The sequence below is a fragment of the Microlunatus aurantiacus genome (genome assembly GCF_039536605.1).
In the GTDB taxonomy this organism is placed as follows: domain Bacteria; phylum Actinomycetota; class Actinomycetes; order Propionibacteriales; family Propionibacteriaceae; genus Microlunatus; species Microlunatus aurantiacus.
In genome coordinates, this window is record NZ_BAAAYX010000004.1 from 304,077 (window position 1) to 325,847 (window position 21,771).

21 protein-coding genes are annotated in these 21,771 nt (G+C 71.9%); 7 read left to right on the forward strand and 14 right to left on the reverse strand.

What is annotated here, in order from left to right:
* Positions 1-17: 17 nt before the first annotated feature.
* From ABD714_RS09195 to ABD714_RS09225, 7 genes are all read right to left on the reverse strand, one after another.
* Positions 18-488, reverse strand: a complete 471-nt coding sequence (locus ABD714_RS09195; RefSeq protein WP_344812019.1) for a VanZ family protein — start codon at positions 486-488, stop codon at positions 18-20.
* Positions 489-548: 60 nt separating this feature from the next.
* Positions 549-1,469, reverse strand: a complete 921-nt coding sequence (locus ABD714_RS09200) for a phosphotransferase family protein (RefSeq protein ID WP_344812020.1) — start codon at positions 1,467-1,469, stop codon at positions 549-551.
* A 37-nt stretch (positions 1,470-1,506) separates the two neighbouring features.
* Positions 1,507-2,586 carry an ABC transporter substrate-binding protein gene (locus tag ABD714_RS09205; RefSeq protein ID WP_344812021.1) on the reverse strand — a complete coding sequence of 360 codons (1,080 nt, stop codon included), beginning with the start codon at positions 2,584-2,586 and terminating at the stop codon, positions 1,507-1,509.
* A gap of 65 nt (positions 2,587-2,651) precedes the next feature.
* Positions 2,652-3,197 (reverse strand): DinB family protein, encoded by a 546-nt coding sequence (locus ABD714_RS09210; protein ID WP_344812022.1) that lies wholly within the window; start codon positions 3,195-3,197, stop codon positions 2,652-2,654.
* Complete coding sequence (locus tag ABD714_RS09215) at positions 3,194-3,643, reverse strand: NUDIX domain-containing protein (RefSeq protein WP_344812257.1); 450 nt, start codon at positions 3,641-3,643, stop codon at positions 3,194-3,196. Before ABD714_RS09215 ends, ABD714_RS09210 begins: the two co-directional genes overlap by 4 nt.
* Positions 3,644-3,863: 220 nt before the next feature.
* On the reverse strand, positions 3,864-6,110 hold the full coding sequence (locus ABD714_RS09220) for a YhgE/Pip family protein (protein WP_344812023.1): 2,247 nt from the start codon (positions 6,108-6,110) through the stop codon (positions 3,864-3,866).
* Between the two features lie 28 nt (positions 6,111-6,138).
* The gene (locus ABD714_RS09225) at positions 6,139-8,916 is read right to left on the reverse strand and encodes an MMPL family transporter (protein ID WP_344812024.1); all 2,778 of its coding nucleotides are present in this window, start codon (positions 8,914-8,916) and stop codon (positions 6,139-6,141) included.
* Positions 8,917-9,100: 184 nt separating this feature from the next.
* Here ABD714_RS09225 and ABD714_RS09230 point away from each other — a divergent pair, with 184 nt between their 5' ends.
* The 3 genes from ABD714_RS09230 to ABD714_RS09240 all read left to right on the forward strand — a co-directional run bounded on the left by ABD714_RS09230 (position 9,101) and on the right by ABD714_RS09240 (position 11,902).
* The gene (locus ABD714_RS09230) at positions 9,101-9,703 is read left to right on the forward strand and encodes a TetR family transcriptional regulator (RefSeq protein WP_425562375.1); all 603 of its coding nucleotides are present in this window, start codon (positions 9,101-9,103) and stop codon (positions 9,701-9,703) included.
* A gap of 5 nt (positions 9,704-9,708) precedes the next feature.
* Positions 9,709-10,404 (forward strand): response regulator transcription factor, encoded by a 696-nt coding sequence (locus tag ABD714_RS09235; protein WP_344812026.1) that lies wholly within the window; start codon positions 9,709-9,711, stop codon positions 10,402-10,404.
* A gap of 67 nt (positions 10,405-10,471) precedes the next feature.
* Complete coding sequence (locus ABD714_RS09240; RefSeq protein WP_425562376.1) at positions 10,472-11,902, forward strand: sensor histidine kinase; 1,431 nt, start codon at positions 10,472-10,474, stop codon at positions 11,900-11,902.
* Between the two features lie 80 nt (positions 11,903-11,982).
* Here the strand turns inward: ABD714_RS09240 and ABD714_RS09245 are convergent, their stop codons facing one another.
* The gene (locus tag ABD714_RS09245) at positions 11,983-12,531 is read right to left on the reverse strand and encodes a GNAT family N-acetyltransferase (protein WP_344812259.1); all 549 of its coding nucleotides are present in this window, start codon (positions 12,529-12,531) and stop codon (positions 11,983-11,985) included.
* 152 nt (positions 12,532-12,683) lie between these two features.
* On the opposite strand from ABD714_RS09245, the gene ABD714_RS09250 reads away from it, so the two are divergent.
* Positions 12,684-13,664, forward strand: coding sequence for an NADPH:quinone reductase (locus ABD714_RS09250; RefSeq protein WP_344812027.1), 981 nt, complete (start codon positions 12,684-12,686; stop codon positions 13,662-13,664).
* An 88-nt stretch (positions 13,665-13,752) separates the two neighbouring features.
* On the opposite strand, the gene ABD714_RS09255 is transcribed toward ABD714_RS09250, so the two are convergent.
* Entirely contained in the window at positions 13,753-14,751 is a 999-nt protein-coding gene (locus ABD714_RS09255) for a prenyltransferase/squalene oxidase repeat-containing protein (RefSeq protein WP_344812028.1), read from the reverse strand.
* On the reverse strand, positions 14,748-15,884 hold the full coding sequence (locus ABD714_RS09260) for a winged helix DNA-binding domain-containing protein (RefSeq protein ID WP_344812029.1): 1,137 nt from the start codon (positions 15,882-15,884) through the stop codon (positions 14,748-14,750). The genes ABD714_RS09255 and ABD714_RS09260 overlap by 4 nt, the downstream gene beginning before the upstream one ends.
* Before the next feature lie 121 nt (positions 15,885-16,005).
* On the opposite strand from ABD714_RS09260, the gene ABD714_RS09265 reads away from it, so the two are divergent.
* Positions 16,006-16,380, forward strand: a complete 375-nt coding sequence (locus tag ABD714_RS09265; RefSeq protein ID WP_344812030.1) for an ASCH domain-containing protein — start codon at positions 16,006-16,008, stop codon at positions 16,378-16,380.
* Between the two features lie 40 nt (positions 16,381-16,420).
* Positions 16,421-17,113 carry a DUF6994 family protein gene (locus ABD714_RS09270; RefSeq protein WP_344812031.1) on the forward strand — a complete coding sequence of 231 codons (693 nt, stop codon included), beginning with the start codon at positions 16,421-16,423 and terminating at the stop codon, positions 17,111-17,113.
* An 81-nt stretch (positions 17,114-17,194) separates the two neighbouring features.
* On the opposite strand, the gene ABD714_RS09275 is transcribed toward ABD714_RS09270, so the two are convergent.
* The 4 genes from ABD714_RS09275 to ABD714_RS09290 are packed head-to-tail and all read right to left on the reverse strand — an operon-like array spanning position 17,195 to position 20,221.
* Positions 17,195-18,031 carry a 2-keto-4-pentenoate hydratase gene (locus ABD714_RS09275; RefSeq protein WP_344812032.1) on the reverse strand — a complete coding sequence of 279 codons (837 nt, stop codon included), beginning with the start codon at positions 18,029-18,031 and terminating at the stop codon, positions 17,195-17,197.
* Positions 18,028-18,237 (reverse strand): hypothetical protein, encoded by a 210-nt coding sequence (locus ABD714_RS09280; RefSeq protein ID WP_344812033.1) that lies wholly within the window; start codon positions 18,235-18,237, stop codon positions 18,028-18,030. Before ABD714_RS09280 ends, ABD714_RS09275 begins: the two co-directional genes overlap by 4 nt.
* A 45-nt stretch (positions 18,238-18,282) precedes the next feature.
* Positions 18,283-19,242 carry a DNA-3-methyladenine glycosylase family protein gene (locus ABD714_RS09285; protein WP_344812034.1) on the reverse strand — a complete coding sequence of 320 codons (960 nt, stop codon included), beginning with the start codon at positions 19,240-19,242 and terminating at the stop codon, positions 18,283-18,285.
* A gap of 13 nt (positions 19,243-19,255) precedes the next feature.
* Positions 19,256-20,221 (reverse strand): DUF3152 domain-containing protein, encoded by a 966-nt coding sequence (locus ABD714_RS09290; RefSeq protein WP_344812035.1) that lies wholly within the window; start codon positions 20,219-20,221, stop codon positions 19,256-19,258.
* 22 nt (positions 20,222-20,243) lie between these two features.
* On the opposite strand from ABD714_RS09290, the gene ABD714_RS09295 reads away from it, so the two are divergent.
* A complete protein-coding gene (locus ABD714_RS09295) occupies positions 20,244-21,770 on the forward strand; it encodes a YibE/F family protein (RefSeq protein WP_344812036.1) in 1,527 nt (508 codons plus the stop codon).
* Position 21,771 lies beyond the last annotated feature (1 nt).

The following is a 21,771-nucleotide window of genomic DNA, read 5'->3' on the forward strand; positions in this document are numbered from 1 at the left end:
GTGGTCCGGCGACGACGTCAACCGGCCGCCACCCGGGCGGTCCGCCCGGCCCGGGCCTTGCGACGGCGTCGGCGGCGGAGCGCCGCGGGAGCGGTGAGGACCAGGGCGACCAGGACCCCGATCACCGCCCCGGTCCCGTTCGCCACCAGGTCGCGCTCGTCGGAGACCCGGCCGGGGATGAACCGTTGAACCGTCTCGATGGCCGTGGTCATCGCGAACGACGCGGCCAGCGCCAACCACCACAGCCGGTGGCCGAACAGCAGCAGCAGGAAGACCCCGACCGGGACGAACAAGGCGATGTTGGCTGCGAACTCCAACCGGTGGTCGTCGATGCTCAGCAGGTAGCCGCGCCGGTGGAACGCGTCGAGCAGGCGGTAGATGATCGCGATGCGCTCGGCGGCGTACGCCTGCGGGGTGAGGGTGAGCCAGGCGACGATCGCCAGGTACCCCCCGGTCAGCAGGCTGAGCACGGGATGGCGGTGGAGCATCGTTCCAGTATCACCGCTGCGCCGAGGTCGTGGCCGCGATCGGGTCGCCGACGACCGGGGTCAGGTCAGGCGATCCCACGCACGGGCGGTGTCGTGGGCGTGGCGGGCGCTGCCGTCGTCGTACTCCAGGCACCACAGCAGCTGGAGGAGTCGGGCGCGCTCCTGCCACCCGGCCGGCACCGAGGCGGCACGGCGGTAGACCTCCCAGAAACCGCGTCCGGTCATGCCGTCCCAGAACGCCATCCGTGCGGGGTCGGACTCGGCGGGACCGGCCCAGGCCTTGTCCCAGTCGATGACGCCGGACAGCTTGCAGCGGTCTCCGCGGCGGTCGAACAGGATGTTCGCGTGATGCAGGTCGTCGTGGACCAGCACGGGGAGCCCCGGAGCAGCGGCGAAGAGGTGCTCGCGGGAGGCGAGCGCCGCGAGGAAGGACTCTCGGTCACCGGGAAGCAGGATCCGATCGGCCCGGCGGGTCAGGGCCGCCAGCAACGACACGCCCGTCGGCCGGGCGCCCCCGTCGAGCTCGCCGAAGCCGTCGAACGTGATCGCCTGGATGGCCGACAACACCTCCGCGATCTCCCGCTGGGCGGTGTCCACGCCCCCCGCGTCGAGCTCCGGCCGGACCTGGCGCCACGGCCGGCCGGGCACGTGCTCCAGCAGCAGGGACTGCCACGCTTCGTCGCCGCCCGACGTGTCCACGCTCAGCACCCTGGGCGCCGGCACACCCGCCCCGCGGGCCAGGCCGATCACGGCCGCCGTCCGCCGGAAGTCGACGTCCCTACCGTCGGCGGCCCCCGGCCGCGGCGCCACCTTGAGGACGGCTCCCTCGGCGGTGCCGTGGGTCCGCACGCGCACCACGGCCCCGGCGGCCGAGGTCTGCAGGACCTCGAGGTCCCGCGCGGCGCGCGGACCCAGGAGCTGCGCCACCCGGGTCCGGACGACCTCCGTCAGTGCGCCGAGCCCAGAGCCGCTGTCGACCACCAGGTCAGTGTGGCCCCCCTACGAGCGGCGAGCCCGCTCAGGCCGTCTGCTCCGTGCTGGTCGCCGGGTCGCCGTCGGCGGCCGCGACCACCCGGGGCACGAACGCCTTCAGCAGGTAGGGCAGCGACAGCGCCGTGAGGAACGAGAACGGCAGCGTCGCGTCGTCGCCGGTCCGCAGCCAGATCGTCCGACCCTCGGTGGAGACCGCCTGGCTCTTGAACAGGGTGGTCTCGATCTGCTTCTGCTGCTCTCCCTCGTCGGCGAAGCAGACCAGGACGCCGACGTCGAGGATCTCCGCCTTCTCCGGGCTGATGTTGCCCCCGAAGGTGTTGGTGTCGGCGGCGAACAGCTCGTCGAAGCCGGGCGGTTTGACCAGCCCCAGCTCGTACATCAGCCGAGTCCGTGGGTCCTGGGAACCGTAGACGTACAGGCCCTCGTACGGGGTGATCACCATCGTCGTCTGGTCGCGGAACCCGGGGTTGGCGGCGGCAGCGTCAGCGACCGCCTCCTTGCTGGCTGCGATCCGCGCGGCCATCGCCTGCGGACGCCCGACGGCCCGGCCGACAATCTCGGCCTGCACGTCCCAGGGGATGCCGTAGTCGACGTACTCCTTCGGGAAGGTCACGGTCGGGGCGATGGCACTCAGCTTGGTGTAGTCCGCTTGGGTCGGCCCGGCGTAGAGCGCGAGGATGAGATCGGGCTGCAGCGCGGCGACGGCCTCGAACGGGATGCCGTTGGTGTTGTCCAACGTCTCGGGCACCGGTGCCGACCCCAGCGCCTCGTCGGTCCACGGACCGAGGATCTTGCTGCCGTCGGGGAAGTCCAACCAGGGGCTCGCTCCGACCGGCACGACACCGACGGCCAGCAGGTCGTCCTGCTCCTTCAGCCCCACGCAGACGACGCGTTTCGGTTCGGCGGCGATGGTGGTCTCGCCGAACCGGTGGGTGAGGGCGACCGGGAAGGCTCCCTCCTCGGCTGACCCGGCGGCGGCGCTCGGCGCTCCCACGGCGGGAGCCGAGCCGGCGGAGGCGTTGCAGCCGCTGAGACCGACCGCCCCGGTGGCGGCGGCCGCGAGTCCCGCGGCGGTGACGAGCAGGCGACGACGGGTGAGGTTCATGGATCCCCTGAGAACGTGACGCGGGCGGTCCGCGCGATTGGTAAGGCAAGCCTATCCAATTATGCTCAGTAGCCGGTGCGCCCGTCCACCGCCTCGCGCAGCAGGTCGGCGTGACCGAGATGGCGCGCGTACTCCTCGATCAGGTGGACCAGGATCCAGCGGAGACTCACCGGCTGGTCCCGGCGTCGGCCGGCCACCGGGGTGCCGAGATCGGTCCAGGTGGCGGTGCTGGCGCGGGAGCGGTCGACCTCGCGGTGGTAGGCGTCGACGTCGGCCCGGGCCGACTCGGGACCGGCGTCGTCGAAGTCGCCGTCGGGACTGGTGGGCGTGCAGTAGTAGTCCGGCACGTCCTGCTCGTCCAGCAGCACGACCCGCAGCCAGTAGGCCTCGACCTCGGTCAGGTGCCGAACGAGACCGAGCAGGCTCATCGTCGACGGCGGCAGGGCCCGCCGGGACAGCTGGACGGCGTCGAGGCCGGCGATCTTCAGTAGCAGGGTGTCGCGGTAGAGGTCCAGCCAGTGCTCGAGAACCGCCCGCTCGTCGCCGAGCATCGGACCGTCGGTCCGGGCGTCCTCCCGTTCCGGGACGACGGGACCACCGCTGTCGATCATGACCGGACTCTCGCCGACGGGACGGCGACCCACCGGTCGAGGAGCGCCTGGGTGCCGTCCGGGTAGAGCGGGATCTCCTGCTGTCCGTCGACGGGCCGCCACTCGACCCGGATCGGCCCGCCGTCGTCGTACCAGCCCCCCTCGTCCGGCACCGTCCCGTCAGCCACCACGGCCGCGTAGACGAAGACGATCTCGTGCCCGGGCGCCCCGGCGTAGGTGAAGACGTTCTCGAGGACCCCCAGCAGCGTGACCTCCCCGAGCTCGTGGTGGAGCTCGTCGGCGATCTCCCGCACCACGGCCTCGGCCGAGCCCTCACCGAACTCCACGTGGCCGCCCAGCAGGCGGTGGAAGGTGGGCGGCTCTTTGGTCTCGTCCTGCGACACCCACACCAGGTGACGGGACCGGGACGCGTCCGCCAGCACGGCGAACGCCTTCACCTTGATCATCCGGTCCACGGGTGGCTCCCTCGGGCGGTCGGGTCGGAAGCGCCGGCGCCGGCGCGGAGCCGCCTGGCGCGTCGGACCGCTGCCGCTTCCCGGGTCATCCTGGCAGAGCCCCGCGCGCCCGAGCGTGCGGTCCTGCGGCCACCCACCCCCGTTGGCGCACCCCTTCGGAGCCTCACGCACGCGGAGCAACGGGCCGCGTGCGTGGCCTGCGTCAGCAGGGTCAGGCGCGAACCGGAACGAGGTCGGGCACCTTGGCCATCCGGTGTCGGGCGACCGCCAGCACGCCGGCCGCGAGACCGGCCACCAGCCAGGCCAGCAGCAGTCCGGTGGAGCCGCCCACGCCGGTGCCCCCGCTGGCGATGGCCCGGGCCCCCTCCAGGGCCGGGGTCATCGGCAGGAAGCCGATCACCTGCTGCAGGGACGAGGGGATGGCGTCGGTGATCGCGGCGCCGGTGGACAGCACGACGGCAGCGACCGAGACGAAGCGCCCGATGCCCCCGAACCAGGCCACGAGTGCGTGGTTGACGGCCACGAAGGCCAGCCCGGCCAGCAGTGTGAACGGCAGCAGCTGGCCCACCTGACTCAGCGTCAGATCGAGCAGGTTCTGCAGCACCACGGTGAGCGCGACCCCTTGCACCACGGCGATCCCGACCGCCGGCAGCAGGGCCACAGCCGCCAGCCGCCAGGACGGCTTCATCGAGGTCAGGACCCGCGACGGGATCGCCCGCAGCACCACGAAGCTGGCCAGACCCCCCAGCCAGAGCGCGAGCACGGCCAGGAAGGTGGTGTTGGCGATGTTGGAGAAGAGCGTCGACGGACGCTCCGCGGTCACCGGGGTGGCCACCACGCTGGACAGGGCGGTGCGCTGGGCCTTGTCGTAGGTGGGCACCTGCTTCGCGCCCTTCTCCAGTCCGGTGGCCAGCTCGTCAGCCCCGTCGGCGAGCGTGCGCTGGCCATCGGCCAGCTTGACCACGCCGTCGCTCAGCTTCTGCGCGCCGTCGGCCGACTGCGAGGTGCCGACCGCGAGCTCGGTGGTGCCGTTGGCGGTCTTGGTCACCCCGTCGCTGAAGGTGGACAGCCCGGTGGCGAACTGGTCGGTGCCGTCGGCGAGCTTGCCGAGCCCGGTGGCCAGGCTCTTGGTGCCCTTGGCCAGCTTCGGACCGTTGTCGGCCAGCTTGTCGAGACCTCCCTCGATCTTGTCGGCACCGCCGGAGAGCTTCGCCAGGCCGCCGCTGAGTGCGGTGACGCCGGACGAGACCTTGGTCAGGTTGGTGGACAGGGTGTCCGCGCCGCTGGCGAGACCCTTCGCGCCGGTGAGCAGACCGGGCTGGCCGCCCCGGTCCTGCAGTCCCTGATAGGCCACTTGGGTGCCGGCCACCAGGCCGCCGTAGTAGAGCGCGCAGGCGTCCTCGTCGTCGACGGGGCACCGAAGCTCAGCGGGCAGCTTGCTCGGGGTCTTGACCAGGTCCTTGAAGCCGTTCATCGAGGAGGAGTACTGCTGCAGCCCGCCGGAGAAGTCACCAGCCCCGGACGCGTAGGTCTTCAGCCCACCGGCCAGCTGCTTCGTCCCGCTGGCCAGGTCCTTGCTGCCGTCAGCGGTGTCACCCACGCCCTTGGCGAACGCCGGGAACTGCTTGTCCAGCTGGGAAACGCCACCCGTGTACTGCTTCACCCCGTCGGCCAGCTCGTCGGCGCCGTCGGCTGACTTCTGCATCCCGTCGGCCAGTTTCTTCGCACCGGTGGGCAGCTGCTCGCCGCCCTTGGCCAGCTTCTGCATACCGGTGGCCAGCTGCTGGGTTCCGTCGTCCAGCTGGTCCAACCCGTCCGCCAGGCTCTTCGTCCCGGTGGAGGTCTGGTCCAGCCCGTCGGCCAGATCACCGGCGCCGTCCGCCAGCTTGCGCGAGGCGCCCGCGATGGTGTCGAACTGCTTCTTGGTGCTGTTGAAGCCCAGGTAGACGTTGTCCAGGTAGTTCTTGGTCAGCTCGGTGTTCATGGCCTCCCGTGCCGCGCCGGTGATCGCCTGGGCGATCACACCGTCGGCGATGCCCTTCACCTGCGAGGTCTGCACCTCGATGGTGGCCGGCTGGATGTCGGCGACGTCGGTCTTGGAGAACGAGGTCGCCCGCCGGGAGAAGTCCGCCGGGATGGTGACCACGGCCGCGTACGTGCCGGAGGCCAGCCCGGCCGAGCCGTCCTCGGTGTCGGTCAGCACCCAGTCGAAGTTGCTCACGTCCTCGGCTCCGTTGACCAGTCCGCCGGCGAGCTGGCGGCCCAGCGGCACGGTCTGCCCGTCGATGGTGGTGCCCTCGTCGTCGTTCACGATCGCGGCCTGCACCCGGTCGAGCCGGGAGGTCGAGTCCCAGGTGGCCCACAGGAACCCGGCGGCCACCAGCAGCGGCACCAGGACCAGGCCGACCAGTGACACCCAGGTGACCTTGGCGGCCCGGGCGCGTTCCAGCGTCAACATCAGTGAGTTCCTCGGATCAGTTCGTTCGTCACAGTCGTGCGCTGTCGACCAGGTCGGGGACCGGGCCGAGGGTGAGGTGCCGATAGGGCACGGGAAGGAGGTCGTCGATCAACGCCCGGTCGCGGACCGCGATGATCATGGCCCGCTGGTCGGAGCCGGCGGTCTCCTGCACCAGGGCGGTCAGGGCGGCCCGGTCGTCGGCGTCGGCGAGCACGTCGGCGTGGTCGACCACGATCACTGCCGGCTGCTCACGCTCCACCTGCCGCAGCTCGGCGCGCAGCCCACGGCCGCCCCGCGCGGTCCCCGGATCGGTGGCCGTCAGTCGGCGACAGTCGACCAGCGCCGTACGACGACGGACCGCGGCGGCCTGCTCGGGAAGCACCAGTCCGGCGATCTTGGCCCGGCCGGTGGTGAGTCGCATCCGGCCGGACAGGGTGAGCAGCAGGGCGGTCTTGCCGGAGTCGACCTGCCCGTCGACCACCACCACGTCACCAGGCCGCAGCGCCATCCCCAGCGGGGTGTCGTCGCCGTTCACCCGGACGCCCTCGGCGTACAGCAGGTGGTCGTCGTCGACCGACGGCCAGTCGCGCAGTGAGAGCTGGTGGGCGAGGCCCTCCCCCTCCACGTCGAAGGAGGGCAGGCGCTCGTCGATCCACCGGGGCAGCCACCAGGCCCGGTGACCCAGCAGCGTCATCACCGCGGGCACCAAGGTCATCCGGACGACGAACGCATCCACGAACACGCCGACCGCCAGACCGAAGGCGATCGTCTTGATCGGGCCCTCACCCTCCGGGACGAAGGCGGCAAAGACCGCGAACATGATCACCGCGGCGGCGACCACCACCCGGGCCGAGGCGTTGAACCCGTCCTCGATGGCCTCCCGCGGGTCGACGCCGTCGCGGGAACCGTTCCTGGCCACGGCGTGCACGTACTCCTCCCGCATCCGCGAGACCAGGAACACCTCGTAGTCCATGGCCAGACCGAAGAGGATGCCCATCAGCAGGATCGGCAGGAAGCTGATCACCGGCCCGGTCTGGTGCACGTTGAACACGTCGCCCAGCCAGCCGTACTCGAAGACCATGGCCGTCGCCCCGAAGGCCGCGAGCACGCTGAGCAGGTAGCCGACGGTGGCCTTGATCGGCACCGCGACCGAGCGGAACACCATCATCAACAAGATGATCGACAGACCGACGACCAGCACCCCGAACGGCAGCAACGCGTTGCCCAGCCGGTCGGAGACGTCGATGGCGACGGCGGTGAAGCCGGTGACGTAGACCGGGACGCCGTACCTCTCCTGGAACTCGTCGTGCATCGCCCTGATCCGCAGCACCAGGTCCTTGGTCTCGTCGGAGTCCGGCGCCCCGGTCGGGATCACCTGGACGATGCCGACCTCGGCGTTCTCGTTGGGGGTCGACAGCGGCACGCTGGCCACGCCGGGCAGTGCTCGCAGGTCGTCGGCGATGCCGTCCATCACCCCGAGCGGGTCGTCGCTGCCGACGATGGTAGCGCTGACGATCAGCGGGCCGTTGTAGCCGACTCCGAAGTGCTCGTCGATCAGGTCGAAGGTGGTCCGCGCGGGGGTGCCGGGGTCGGCCATCCCGTTGCTGGGCAGGGCGATCTTGAGATCCTTGGCCGGGTACGCCATCACGCCGAGCCCGACCACCACGACCAGCACCGTCAGCAGCGGGACCTTGGTCACCGCGCGCACCCAGAGCCGGGGCAGCGGCGTCCGGGTCTTCTTCGGCTTCGGCTCGCCGGTGGCGCGCACCGCCCGGACCTTCTTCGGCTTGGGCCGCAGCCGCTCGCCGGCGACGCCGAGCAGAGCCGGCAGCAGGGTCAGAGCGATCATGACGGCGATGCCGACGCCGGCCGCCGCGGCGACACCCATCGTGGTCAGGAAGGGGATGCCGGCCACGGCCAGCCCGGACAGGGCGATCATCACGGTCAGCCCGGCGAAGACCACGGCCGAGCCGGCCGTGGCGACGGCCTGGGCCACCGACTCCTCCGGGTCCATCCCGGTCAGCAGCTGGTCCCGGTGGCGTGAGGTGATGAACAGCGCGTAGTCGATGCCCACGGCCAGGCCGAGCATCACCGCCAGCAACGGGGTGGTGGCCGACACGGTGGTCAGCCCGGTCACCGCCACGATCAACAGCACGGTGATCGCCACGCCGAGGATCGCCGTCAGCAGCGGCATGCCGGCGGCCCGTAGCGAGCCGAGGGTCAACCAGAGCACGACCAGGGCGATCAGCACCCCGAGGGCCTCGACGATGCTGAAGCCAGGGGTGTTGTTGCTGTAGGCCGAGCCGCCGGGCGAGACCTGCGATCCGGGGATGTCGGCCTGGAGTGCCGCGGTCGCCTGGTCGAGACCGTTGAAGGTGGCCGGGGCGACAGCCCCGTCGACGGTGAGCAGCTGCACCTGGATGATCGCGGCCCGGTCGTCGCCCGAGATGACGCCCTTGGCGTACCTGTCGAACGGTGAGGTGACGGTGTCGACGTGGTCGACCTTCGCGAGCGCGTCGACGCCCCGCTCGATCTGACGGCGGACGTCGGTGTCCCGCACGCTCTCTCCCTCGGGCACGGCCACCACCACCTGGGCGGTGGTCCCGCCGGCCTGGGGGAACGTGCGGTTGAGCGAGTCCAGCGCGAGCTGGGACTCGGTGCCGGGCACGGAGAAGTTCTCGTCGAACTTGCCGCCGATGCCGGCCGCCGCGCCGACGGTCAGGACGAGGACGGCGAGCCAGAGGAGCAGCACCCGCCGGCGGTGCCGGTAGGCGGCACGGCCGAGCGCGTACAGGTACGTGGACACGAGAGGAACCGCCTCTGACGATGAGCTGCTGACGACGACACGGTCCGACGGATACAGACCTGTATCCGATACAGTACTGTATCTAAACGACGACCCCAGAGCCTGAGAGCAGGATCACGTGAGCACCGACGCCGGCCCCGAGGCGCCCATCACCGCCCGCCGCGCCCAGACCCGGCAGAGACTGATGACCGCCGCGCGCGTCGTCTTCGCCGAGCACGGGGTGGAGGGCGCGAGCGTCGAGGTGATCTGCGAGCGCGCCGGGTTCACCCGCGGCGCCTTCTACTCCAACTTCGCCGACCGCTCCGACCTGGTGCTGGCGATCATCGAGCAGGGCATCGCGTTCCAGTTCGCCGCCGCCCAGAGCGCCATCGCCACCATGAAGAGCGCCGGCGACCGCGCGCCGGAGGAGCTGGTCGCCATCGCCCTGTCCGCGTTGACCGGCTCCGGCGCCGCTCTCGGCACCGACCGGCACGACGTCATCACCGATCACGCCCTGATGCTGCACGCGGCACGTGACCCCGAGCTCCGGCAGGCGTACCTGGGGTTCGTCGACGTCTGCAACGAGCAGGTCGCCGCGCTCATCCGTGACGCCCTCGACCACGCGCGGATCACGCTGACCGTGCCGCTCGAGGTCGCGGTCCAGCTGCTGGTCGCCACCCACGACCACCTGCAGACGCTCGGCCTGTTCGACGAGACCCGGGCCGACCCCTCCCTGATCGGGGCCCTGCTGGCGGCGATCAGCCGGCCGGTCGACCAGGCTGATCCTCCGCCGGCCCGACTAGGCTGAGGGGCATGCAGATCCTGGTCGTCGACGATGATCAAGCCGTACGCGACTCGTTGCAGCGTTCGCTGCAGTACAACGGGTACGAGGTCAGCACCGCCGAGGACGGCCTGCAGGCGCTCGCCCGGCTGGCCGCCAACCGCCCCGACGCGGTGATCATGGACGTGATGATGCCGCGGCTCGACGGGCTGGAGGCGACCCGGATGCTGCGAGCGGCGGGCAACGACGTACCGATCCTGGTGCTCACCGCGCGCGACGCCGTCAACGACCGGGTGGACGGCCTGGATGCCGGCGGCGACGACTACATGGCCAAGCCGTTCGCGCTGGACGAGCTGCTGGCCCGACTCCGTGCCCTGGTGCGCCGGGCGGGGACCACGGCGGACTCCAACGACCCCTCCACCCAGGCCCTCACGTTCTCCGACCTGGTGCTCAACACGCAGACCCGCGAGGTGCTGCGCGGCACCCGCGCGATCAACCTGACCCGGACCGAGTTCGCGTTGCTCGAGGCGTTCATGCACCACCCCCGGCGCGTGCTGGAGCGGTCGTGGCTGCTGAACGAGGTGTGGGGCTTCGACTTCCCCACCACGGCGAACTCGCTCGAGGTCTACATCGGCTACCTGCGGCGCAAGACCGAGGCCGATGGCGAGCCGCGCCTGCTGCACACCGTGCGCGGCGTGGGTTACGTGCTCCGCGAGACGCCGCCGTGACCTCTGCCCGGCCGACGGCCGACGAGGTCCCGCCGGTCGGGGTCGGCTGGTGATCCAGCCGGCGGCTGTGCTGCAGGCGTGGCGGATCCGGCTGCGGGAGAAGCTCCGGAGCTTCCCGCTGCAACGACGGGTGGCGCTGCTCACCAGCTTCGCCGTCGCCGTCGCCGTGGCGGTCACCGGCATGGCCGGCTACTTCACGCTGCGACTCGCCCTCTACCGCAGCCTCGACAGCGAGCTCACCGAGGTCGCCGAAGCGTTGGCCAGCCCGGTCGCCCGGAACATCCGCAACATCGGCGGGTTGACCGAGTTCACCCTCGAGGCGGGCAACTTCAGCGTCGCCGTGGTCCGGGCGGACGGGCAGGTGTTCTTCGTCCAGGGCGAGCAGGTGCACCTGGAGGTCGGTGACGAGGAGCTCGCGGTCGCGCGACTGCACAACGGCGTGTCGGCCCGGTCCGGGGTGGCCACCGACGGCCGGCCCTACCGGATGGTGGCCGTGCCGCTGGAGGGGCTCGACAACTACGCCCTGGTGCTGGGACGGCCCCTCAACGTCACCAACGACACCCTCAGCTCGTTGTGGATCGTCCTGCTGCTGTTCGGCGCCACGAGCGTGGTGCTCGCCGGGGCGGCCGGCACCGCTGTCGCCCGCTCCGGTCTGCGGCCCGTGCGCCAGCTGACCGCCGCCGTGGAGTACGTCGCGCAGACCGACGACCTGACGCCGATCTCGGTGACCGGCAGCGGGGACGTCGCGCGGTTGGCCGACTCGTTCAACCGGATGCTGTCCTCGCTCGGATCCTCCCGCGAGCGGCAGCAGCGACTGATCGCCGACGCCGGCCACGAGCTGCGGACGCCGTTGACCAGCCTGCGGACCAACATCGAGCTGCTGTCGCTGGACGCCACCTCCCAGATGCTGTCCGAGACCGACCGGCGAGAGATCTTCGGCGACGTCAACGCCCAGCTGGCCGAGTTCACCTCGTTGATCAAGGACCTGGTCTCCTTGGCCCGCGACGACCAGGTCGCGGCCGCCCCCGAGCCGATCGACCTGCGGGACGTGATCACCGCCGCTCTGGAGCGGGCCCGCCGCCGGGCCCCCAAGGGCGTGGAGTTCGACGTCGAGCTGAGTCCGCTCTACGTCATGGGCGAGTCCGACGACCTGGAGCGGGCGATCACCAACCTGCTCGACAACGCGGTGAAGTGGAGCCCTCCGGACGGCGTCGTCCGCATCTACCTGGAGGGCGACCGGTTTCGGGTGGCCGACCAGGGACCGGGCATCGCCGACGCCGACCTGCCGCACATCTTCGACCGCTTCTACCGCGCCGACACCGCGCGCAACACCCCCGGCACCGGGTTGGGCCTGTCCATCGTGGCCCAGACCGTGCACCGCCACGGCGGTTGGATCACGGCCGGCCGCTCGGCCCAGGGTGGCGCCGAGTTCACCGTCCAGCTCCCCGGGGCGACCACCCGCGAGGACCTGGACGAGCTGACCCAACCGATCTTCTGAGCGACCGCTCCGCCGGCGGTCGAGGGCCGGACCCCACCGATCCTTCGGACAGCACCATCGGGAGCCACCCCAACCCGAGCTCAGGGCACGCGGCGGTACAGCGCGAAGGCCGCGTCCGGGTGCAGGCCGTCGCGTCCTTCGACCAGACCCTCGCGGTGGATGATCCCCTCGAAGCGGAGGTCAAGATGGTGCATCACCGCCCTGGAGGCTCGGTTGTGCACCTCGGTGAAGGCGATCACCGGGAGAGCCGGGAAGAACGTCGACGCCCAGTCGAGCGCCGCCCGGCCGATCTCGGTGCCGAAGCCGCGGCCGGCCAGGGCGTCGCGGACGACCCAGCCCACCTCGAGCACCGCCTCACCAGCCAGATCCATCCGGCTCAACCCGCCGCGCCCGACGAGGGCGCCGTCGGATCGATCGCGGGCCAGCCACTTCCCGACGCCGTCGGTGAGCCAGCGTGACGCCATGTCCCGCGCCCAGGCCTCGACACCGTCGTACGACCACGGCCCGGTCCAGCGGGCCACCAGAGGATCGCTGTACAGCCGCCAGAGGTCGTCGACGTCACCGAGCCCGATGGGTGTCAGCAGCAGGCGCTCGGTGGGGACCGGATCCGTCGCCCGGGGGAGGAGCATCGCCACAGTCAAGCGCCTCGGCGGGAGATCCACCGACCCGGCGAACCGCTGGGCCCCGGACGGCGTCGCCGGCGATCGGGTCCACTCGGAAGCACCTGTCCACCAGCAGGTGGGACGCTGACCCCACGACGCCGGACGAAGGAGTGCGCCCGATGAGAGCTGTCTACTACGACCGACAGGGACCAGCCGAGGAGGTGCTGCAGGTCGGCGAGCTGCCCGATCCCGAGCCCGGACCCGGCGAGGTCAGGGTGTGGTTGCGCTACTCCGGGATCAGCCCGGGCGACACCAAGAAGCGGGAGGGGTACTTCGCCTCCGTGATGCCCTACCCGCGGGTCGTGCCGCACAGCGACGGCTCCGGGACGATCGACCGGGTGGGTCCCGGTGTCGGCGCCGGGCGGATCGGTCAGCGCGTCTGGGTCTACAACGCCCAGTCCTACCGTGCCTTCGGGACCGCGGCCGACTACACGGTCGTCCCCGCCGGCACCGCCGTCCCCCTGCCCGACGACGTCGACGACCGACTCGGTGCCTGCCTCGGCATCCCCGGCATCACCGCCCACCGGGCCGTCTTCGGGGATGGCCCGGTGCGGGGCCGGACCGTCCTGGTCCACGGCGCCCTCGGCGCGGTGGGCTCGCTGGCGACTCAGCTCGCGGCCTGGGGTGGGGCCACCCTGCTGACCAGCGTCCGCCGGGGCGCCGACCTCGCCGCCCTGACCGGCGTGGCCGCCGAGCGGGCTGTCGCCCTGGACGACCCGGAGGTCGAGACGACCATCCGGGACCTCGCCCCCGCTGGGGTCGACCGGATCATCGAGGTCGCCTTCTCCGACAACATCGCCCTCGACGCCGCGGTGGCCGGCAACGGCGCGGTGATCGCCGCGTACGCGACCCGCGATCCCCGACCCCAGATCGACTTCTGGCCGATGCTGTTCGACAACATCACCATCCGCCTCCTCGGCAGCGACGACTTCCCGACCGACGCCAGGACCGCGGCCGCCGCCGACCTCACCCAGGCCGCGCGGGAGGGACACCTCACCATCCCCGTCGCCGAGCCGTACCCGCTGGAGCAGGTCGCCGCCGCCCACGACCAGGTCGACGCCGACAACCGTCGGCGGATCCTGCTCCGACTCGACGACTGACGTCGCCAGGCCTCGGCCGCGTGCGCGGGTGCCGGCTGCGCGCGTGCCGGCTGCGGCTGACACGCGGACGGGACTGCCGCTCCCGTCCCTAGCCGCCGTCCCACCAGCGGAGCACCCGGAGGGCGTGGAAGGTGAGCCAGGGCGACGACTCCCCGGCGGGCACGTCGACCTCGAACCAGACCCGCCCCGGATGACGCCGCTCCTGCTGCCAGGTGCCGTCGGGTTGCCGGGCTTCGCGGATCACGGCGATGGCGTCGCCGATCCGCTCGTCGCGACCGCTGCCCTCGTGGAGGTCCGCCGCGCGGAAGTGGTCCGCGGCGTTCAGCACGCTGTAGAACGACCGGAACGGGTACGCGAACCGGACCACCCAGGGCTGGATCAGCTCACCGGTGGACCGGCGGAACATCAGGCGCCGCTCCAGCAGGTACTCCTGGCCCGCCTGGCGGGCCGCGCGCAGGCTCTCGTCGCCGCCCACGAGCTGCTCGTATGCGAGCAGCCCCTTGATCGTGTTCAGCGTGGACATGACCGACGAGCGGGTCGATCCCTCCACCCACTCGCAGTTCCACCCGCCGTCGGGCAGCCGGTGCTCGGGGAACCAGCGGGACAGCGCGTCCACGTCCGCCCCCAGCCAGGCCCCGTTGGCCAGGGTGAACGCGTTGATGCAGCAGTCGACCTCACCGCCCCAGTAGGGCAGGCCGTCGTACTCCCAGCGGCTGTTCGCCGCGATCTTCTCGGCCGTCCCGGCCAGCACGGACGCGTCGACGCCCCACTCGCGGAGGCTGGTCAGGCTCCAGCTGGTCGCGGTCCACGGCTGTCCGGCTCCGGGCGCCGCCTCGGGACCCTCGAAGTCGAAACCGGAGGGGAAGAAGGCGCCACCCGCCCACTGTCCGTCAGGGTCCTGCAGAGCCAGCAGGGCCGCCCCGAACCCCTCGGTGGCCACCTGCGCCCGGGTCGACGTCCAGACCTCGTCGGGCGCATCCAGCAGGTCGCGCTGCACCTGCCAGCGCAGCGCGGGGTCGGTGTCCAGCAGCCAGTCGCGCAGGGCCGGCTCGATCTCGTACGTCATGGTCTCTCCCTCGTCGCTCACAGCACCCGCACCTGCACTCCCTCGATCGACCGCCACCAGTGGGCGTAGCGGCCGAACACGAGCGGCTCCCGGTCGGCCACCAGCGCTCGCAACGCCCGGGCCTCGGCGGCCAGGCCCTCCCAGACCTCGTCCGGCAGTGACCGGAAGGCGGTGGCCTCGACCCCGCCCTCGACCGGCCGCCACACCCCGGCCACGTAGCCGTCGACCAACAGGGTCGGCAGGACGTCACCGTTGCGCCGGATCACGGTGGCCCGGTGCTCGGCCGGGATCAGCCGGCTGCGGTCGGCGTGCGCCAGCAGGACGTTGTCCCACATCCCCAGCAGTCGCGGGGGCACCGGTCGGTCGTCGGTCACCAGCTCGGCCACCGCCAGGTCCGAGACAGGCTTCCCGTCCGGACCCGTGTGCGTCACGAGCTCATCGGCCAGGTCGGCGAAGGCCTGCTTCGCCGGCGGCCGACGGAGCGTGGCGAACTGGGCCAGGTCGGCGGGGGTGGCCGGTCCGTACGCCGCCAGGTAGCGGCGGGCCAGCTCGACCATCGCCTCACCCTCCCCGATCGGCTCCTGCGCCTGCGCCTGCGTCGGAGCAGCCAGGTAGGAGGGGCGGTGGCCGTACGTCCACGGGTGCGGCCCGGGCCCGTGGATGAGCGGGGCGTACGACCGCAGCGCCCACCAGATGCCGGTCTCGGGCAGGTCGGGGAACCGCTCGGCGAAGAACGCGTCGAGCTCGGTGTTGCCGCGCGGCTCGGCCAGGTAAGCCAGCAGAGCGGCCACGCTGCCGTCGGCGTCGTCGCTGGTCAGACCCGTCCGCAGGAAGCGCGCGTCGTTCAGCCGGGCGGCCCGCAGGGTCGCCACCACGGCGGCGTGGAAGACGGCGCGGTCCTCGGCGGCGACGGCGTGCAGGGTGATCCGCAGCAGCGTCGCCTTGACGATCCGGTGGCTGGCGAAGGCGGCGTCCAGCTCGGCCGGATCGAAGTCGACGATCCTGTTCCACAGCGCCAGGTAGGGGCCGGCGGGTTGCTGAGCCTGCAGCCCGACCAGCCGCCGGACCGTCTCGACCACCCCGAGCGGCGCGCGCTCGGTCAGGAGCTGGCGGTGCAGCAGGGTCCGGTTCAGCTGCCTCGCGGTGAGCTGCATGACCCGATCATGCCGCCCGCCTCCGACAGGGGGCGGTCGACCGTGCGCCCCGCACGTGGCGCCATGGGGCTCGCGCGCCGTGCAGCCAGTGCAGCGGCGCAGCCCTGCGAGACTGACCCGCGTGCGAGCTCTGACCATCAAGCAGCCCTGGGCCGAGTTGATCGTGGAAGGTCTGAAGGACGTCGAGAACCGCAGCTGGCGGACGGCGTACCGCGGTCGCCTTGCGGTGCATGCCGGGCTCCGCCGCGCCGACTTCGACGATCTCGCCCTCGACGCCATGCCGAAGAAGTACCGACGGCCGATCGAGAACGCCTGGCAGCGCCATGCCGATGCCGGCAAGGTGCTGGGAACTGTGGAACTGGTGGACTGCATCGAGGGCAGCCGGTCACCGTGGGCGATCGACGGCTACTGGCACTGGATCCTGCGTGATCCACGCCCGTACGCGCGCAAGGTGGCGGCCAAGGGCAAGCTCAACCTGTGGGAATGGACCCGGTGAGCCGAGGCGCGTCGGGAATCAGACCGGTCCGGCGGGTGTCGTGATCGACACGTCGTTCGACGTCAGAAGCGATGCCGGCGGCCGCGATCCTGACAAGTCCAGCCCGACGTTGCGTCGCTACCACCAGCTGCTGTGGAGCAAGCCCTTGCCCGGCGGGACACTCTTCGACCTCGACACCTCGACGCAGTCCTCGTACCTGCACCACCGCTCCGATCTGGGGGAGTTCTGGCTGTCCAGCGACTCGGTCATCCCGACGTTCAGCGGCTGGAGAGACGTCGAGCCGATCCTCCGCCAGCTCGATCCCGGAGAGCTCGAGGCGTTCACCCACGCCGGTTACACCGTCGGCGGGATGATGGTCTTCCCCGGCCACCGGGTGGACGGGAAGATGACGATCAACGGGGCTCGGGGGTTCCTCCGCCGCATCGCCGATCGGATGGACCTGACCCTGGAGTGCATTCGGCGGCACTACCTCGATCAGCCGAGCCCGCTGGGGGTCACGCTGGATCGGTATGGCGACTTCTTCGCGCTGTTCGAGGACTTCCGCGGCTACTGCGACTTCTTCCTGCTCCAAGATCTCCTCAGGGACGACCTGTCGGTGGACCCGTTCCTGCCGTACGACGACTTCGAGCTCTCGGCCCTTCCCGGTGACCTCGGCGCCTACCGACGCTACCGGGACGCGAGTGTCCGATTCGTCGAAGCCCGCAACACCCGCGTCTCGCGCCTCCACCGGTGACTCCGGGCTGCTTCGGACGCCGGTCGAGCAGCCCGGACGCACCAGTCGGTGACGGCGCAGGGCGGCTCCGAGACCGGGAAGTCAGCCCAGCGTCGACCGGACGTCCACCGTGCGCAGCTCCAGCGACGGCCCCCCGCGGACCTCGACCCGGCAGCGCTGTCCGGGACGGATCGGGTGGATGCCGGTGATCGCTCCGGTGGCGAAGAGGGTGCCCGCTGGCACCGTGTGGCCACGGGCGGTGAGCACCGTGAGAGCGGTGGCGAGTCCCTGGTGCAGGCCGCCCGGGAGGTTCGCCGACGTCCCCTCCCCGAGGAGCTCGTCGTCGACGAAGCAGCGCAGGACGGCCCCGTCGGGGTCGTCGAGCTCGGGACCGACCAGCAGCCCGTTGTTGTTGCCGAAGTCGGCGGCGATCACCGTCGGACCGAGCGCGTTGATGTCCGGGATCGGGCTGCTGGCCACCTCGATGCCGACCCGCAGCTGCTGGGCCAGGCGGGCCGCCTCCTCGGCGGTCCAGGCCTCGGACCGGACCGGCACGTCCTCGTCCAGCCGGACGACGAACTCGGCCTCCACGGCCGCGAAGCCGTCGCCGAAGATCCCGGCCTCGACCACCGGCCCTTCCGCCTCGACCCGCGACCCGGCTGCTGCGGCACCGTCGGCGTCACCGGCGAGCAGCCCCCGGCTCCAGATGGGCCCGACCAGTCGGTCGGACTCGCCCACGGATCGCCTGTCGGCGGCGATGAAGCCGATCTTCCAGCCGGCCACGGTGTCCGGCCACCGGGCGATCGCCGCGTCCTGGATCCGGTAGGCCGCCGTCATGTCGGCGGGCGTCTCCCCGGGGAACCCGTCCAGCGCCCGCCCCGCCTGTCGCGCCGCCACCAGGGTGGCGGCGATCCTCCCGGGCGTCTCCGAGCCGTTCACCGCGCCTGGCGTGGACGCCGCAGCCCGGCCAGCAGCAGGACCACACCGACGGCCAGGACCACGATGCCGACGTAGAACCAGGTCTTGTCGCCGGTCATGAAGCTGCCCGGGATCAGGTTCAGACCCTGCCCGATCCAGACGCCACCGGTGACGAGGGCGATCACCCCCACCACCACCGCCACGATCCGTCCCGCGCGCGAGCTCATCAGCACCCCTCTGTCCCCGTGGCGGTCACGGTCGACGCCTGCAGACTACGACCGGCCCTTCGTCGCGTACGGGGTATGGGTGGGCAGCGTCATCCGCGGGGCGCGGCGCGGTCGTCGGGCGGCGGACAGCGAGAGCAGCAGCTGCACCCGGTAGCGGTGACCGCGGTAGGGCTCCAGGATCTCCAGGCAGGCGGCGTCGTCGAGGGGCTCCCCCACCAGGGCGTACGTGATGTCCTTGGCCACGTGGTAGTCGTGGATGCTCCACGCGTCAGCATCACCGTGCGCCCGCTGCCGGACCTCCGCCGACGTCCACGGCCCGATGCCCGGCAGGCTGCGCAGGGCGCGGTCCGCCGCCCGGTTCTCCCCGTCGAGGGTGCGTTCCAGGGCACTCGCCCGGCCCGCCGCCCGCACCAGGGTCGCGCTCCGGCGCTGCTCGACCCCAGCGGCCAGGAACCGCCAGGTCGGGATCCGCGCCCAAACAGCGGCCGTCGGCGGCACCCGCATCCCGTACGCCGCCGACGCCGGATCCCCGGCCGGTCCCGGAGCGGGCTCGCCGAACTCGGTGACCAGCAGCCGGAAGGCGCGGAACGCCTCCTTGCCGGTCACCACCTGCTCCAGGCAGGCGGGCGCCAGCGCCTCCCAGACCAGGGCGGACCGGCCGATCCTGATCTCGGGGTAGCGACGCTGCGCGAGCACCAGGGCGGCGTGCTCGGGGCGCGGCTCGAAGCCCGCCGGGTCGTCGTCGGTCCCCAGCAGCTGCGGCAGCTGGTCCAGGGCCCAATCCGCACCCTCGCCCCAGGCCCGGGCCGACACGCTGGCGCCGACGGCGGCCAGGCGCAACAGCACCGGTCCCTGCGGGGTCCGGGAGGCGCGCAGCCAGTGACCGGGACCGAGCCGCCGGTGGGTGGGGTCGCCGGGACCGCGTCGATGAGCCCGGATCAGCGCATCGACCAGCACCGGCTGGTCGAAGGTGATCCGCCGCTCACGAACGTCCGGCCCGGTCACGCCCACCGACCGGTCAGCTCCGGCGTTTCGGCGACGGCCACGGGTTCGCCTGGCACGCCCCCACGCTCTTCGTCTGCTGCATCATCACCGGCGCCCGCTTCCCCTTGCCCGGACAACCCACGTGGTTGTGACCGAGCCGGTGCCCGACCTCGTGGTTGACCAGATACTGCCGGTAGGCACCGACATCCGCACCGTACGCGTCCGCCGCGTGGGCCCAGCGCCAGGCGTTCAGCATCACGCGGTTGCCGGCCTGGCACGACACCCGCCCGTAGGTCCGCAACGGCCAGCAGTAGCGGTCCACCGTGCCGGGGGTGGCCAGGAAGACGGTGAAGTCGGCCCGGGCCGGCTGGCTGACCAGCTCGAGCCGCCAGTCCTCACCACCGACCCAGCTGCGGGGGTCGCTCAGCGTGGTCTGGATCTCCCGGGCGGTCTCGTCCGCGTCGTACGGGAGGCCCTTCTCGACCTTGACCGCGTAGCGCAGCAGTCGCCCGCCGTCGCCCACCTTCGGTCCGTCGACGTCGGCGCGGACGAAGGTCCCCGGACCACGCTCGGGGATCCTGACCTTCTTCTCCTTCTTCTCCTTCTTCTCCTTCTTCTCCTTCTTCTCCTTCTTCCCCGCCGGCGCGGCGTCCTCCTCCGTCGAGGGCGTCGCGCCGGAAGCGGTCACGGCCCCGGCGCCGTCGGCGGTGGCCGTCGCGGGCGGGACCACCGAGACGGATCCGGCCGGGGCAGGTTGGGCGCCGGCCCCGGATCCCCCCGACACGGCGAGGGCCAGCACCAGCGCACCCGCACCGAGCGCCCCGACCACCGCTGTGGGCCAGTGATGACGGGGCAGACCGAAGCCGGTCGCCGGGGGACTCCCGGCGCGGCGGACCGAGCGCCGCAGCCGACGCGGACCGGGCGCGCTCGGGCGGAAGGTAGATTGAGTGCCGCTCTGCGGGCCGCGTCCCCGCAGGCGGCGACGCAGCCGTGGAGTCACGGTGACCAACCCTAGGCGGAGAATGACCCACTCACACTCGATCGACACCTCCGGGCGGCGACGTGTTGCCCCCGGCCGGAGCGGTCGGGACGAGGCGGCGCGGCACCAGCGGGCGCTGCGGATCCTGGTCGTGGTGCTCATCCCGCTCGGCATCTGGACGTTCGCCGGGCTGATCGCGCTCTGGCCCAAGGACGTCGCGAGCCACATCAACGCCGACGTCGCCGGGTACAGCATCGCCGGCGTCACCTACCCGACGGCCGAGATCACCGCCATCCAGCCGGTCTCCTGCGAGGGCATGGCCGGGTCCACCCCGGGGATGGAGTCGCAGACCTGCGCGACCATCGCCGTCCGGGTGCTCGACGGCGACGACACCGGCCGCGAGGTCACCGGGATCCCGCTCACCGACGCTCTCTACAGCAGCGGCACCAGCATCGGTCAACGCGTCACCCTGGTCCGCATCCCGCCGGTGGACGGTCAGCCGGCGCAGTACCAGTTCTCCGACTTCGAGCGCCGCGTCCCGCTGCTGGTCATCACCCTCGTCTTCGCGGCGGCCGTCATCTTCGTGGCCCGCTGGCGCGGGTTCGCCGCGCTGCTGGGGCTCGGCTTCGCCGGCTTCATCCTGGTGAAGTTCATGTTCCCCGCCCTGGTCACCGGGGCGAACCCGCTGCTGGTCGGTCTGGTCGGCAGCTCCGCCATCATGTTCGTCGTCCTGTACGCCGCCCACGGGTTCTCCGCGCGCACGTCCACCGCGCTGGTCGGCACCCTGTTCGGGCTGGTGACGGCCGCGCTGCTGGGGTGGGGAGCCACCCGCTGGGCGCACCTGACCGGGGTCACCGCGGAGGACGACTACGTCCTCTCGGCCGCCGCCCCCGATCTGTCCCTGACCTCGGTGGTGATCTGCGGCATCATCGTCGCCGGCCTCGGGGTGCTGAACGACGTCACCATCACCCAGGCCTCGGCGGTCTGGGAGCTCGCCGACTCCGACCCGGACCAGAAGCGGCTGTTCTCCAAGGCCATGCGCATCGGCCGCGACCACATCGCCTCCACCGTCTACACCATCGCCTTCGCCACCGCGGGTGCGTCGTTGCCGGTGCTGCTGCTCATCGCGATCTACAACCGGCCGCTGTTCCAGGTGCTGCAGACCGAGCAGTTCGCCGCCGAGCTGATCCGGACGATGGTCGGGTCGATCGGGCTGATCATGGCGGTGCCGCTGACCACCGCGATCGGGGTCGCGGTGGTGCGGGCGTCGCGGACGGGGAAGCTCGCGCGACTGCCGACGGGCCCGGAAGCGACACCCGACCCCGGCCCGGTGCCCGCCCCTGACCGCGGTGGCGCTCAGTCTGCCGCCGCCGAGCGCGGTCCGTCGTCCCCGGATGACGATCCGCCGGCCGCCGACGCGGCCGTCGGGCCTCGCGCCACGGACGGATCCACCGGTGGTGGCGACGACGACGCCACCACTGTGCTGCCCCGCCAGCGGACCCGGTTGCGCCGGCGCGGAGCCAAGCCCGACGACGACTTCGGCTTCTCCGACCTGCGCGACCCGGACTGAT

What these genes read in the sequence shown, in the direction of transcription:
- ABD714_RS09280 (WP_344812033.1), bottom strand. Translation starts at nt 18,237, where the DNA reads ATGAGCTCGCGCGCGGGACGGATCGTGGCGGTGGTGGTGGGGGTGATC.
- ABD714_RS09230 (WP_425562375.1), top strand. Translation starts at nt 9,101, where the DNA reads ATGACCGCCGCGCGCGTCGTCTTCGCCGAGCACGGGGTGGAGGGCGCG.
- ABD714_RS09295 (WP_344812036.1), top strand. Translation starts at nt 20,244, where the DNA reads ATGACCCACTCACACTCGATCGACACCTCCGGGCGGCGACGTGTTGCC.
- ABD714_RS09245 (WP_344812259.1), bottom strand. Translation starts at nt 12,531, where the DNA reads ATGCTCCTCCCCCGGGCGACGGATCCGGTCCCCACCGAGCGCCTGCTG.
- ABD714_RS09235 (WP_344812026.1), top strand. Translation starts at nt 9,709, where the DNA reads ATGCAGATCCTGGTCGTCGACGATGATCAAGCCGTACGCGACTCGTTG.
- ABD714_RS09195 (WP_344812019.1), bottom strand. Translation starts at nt 488, where the DNA reads ATGCTCCACCGCCATCCCGTGCTCAGCCTGCTGACCGGGGGGTACCTG.
- ABD714_RS09220 (WP_344812023.1), bottom strand. Translation starts at nt 6,110, where the DNA reads ATGTTGACGCTGGAACGCGCCCGGGCCGCCAAGGTCACCTGGGTGTCA.
- ABD714_RS09215 (WP_344812257.1), bottom strand. Translation starts at nt 3,643, where the DNA reads ATGATCAAGGTGAAGGCGTTCGCCGTGCTGGCGGACGCGTCCCGGTCC.
- ABD714_RS09210 (WP_344812022.1), bottom strand. Translation starts at nt 3,197, where the DNA reads ATGATCGACAGCGGTGGTCCCGTCGTCCCGGAACGGGAGGACGCCCGG.
- ABD714_RS09205 (WP_344812021.1), bottom strand. Translation starts at nt 2,586, where the DNA reads ATGAACCTCACCCGTCGTCGCCTGCTCGTCACCGCCGCGGGACTCGCG.
- ABD714_RS09250 (WP_344812027.1), top strand. Translation starts at nt 12,684, where the DNA reads ATGAGAGCTGTCTACTACGACCGACAGGGACCAGCCGAGGAGGTGCTG.
- ABD714_RS09260 (WP_344812029.1), bottom strand. Translation starts at nt 15,884, where the DNA reads ATGCAGCTCACCGCGAGGCAGCTGAACCGGACCCTGCTGCACCGCCAG.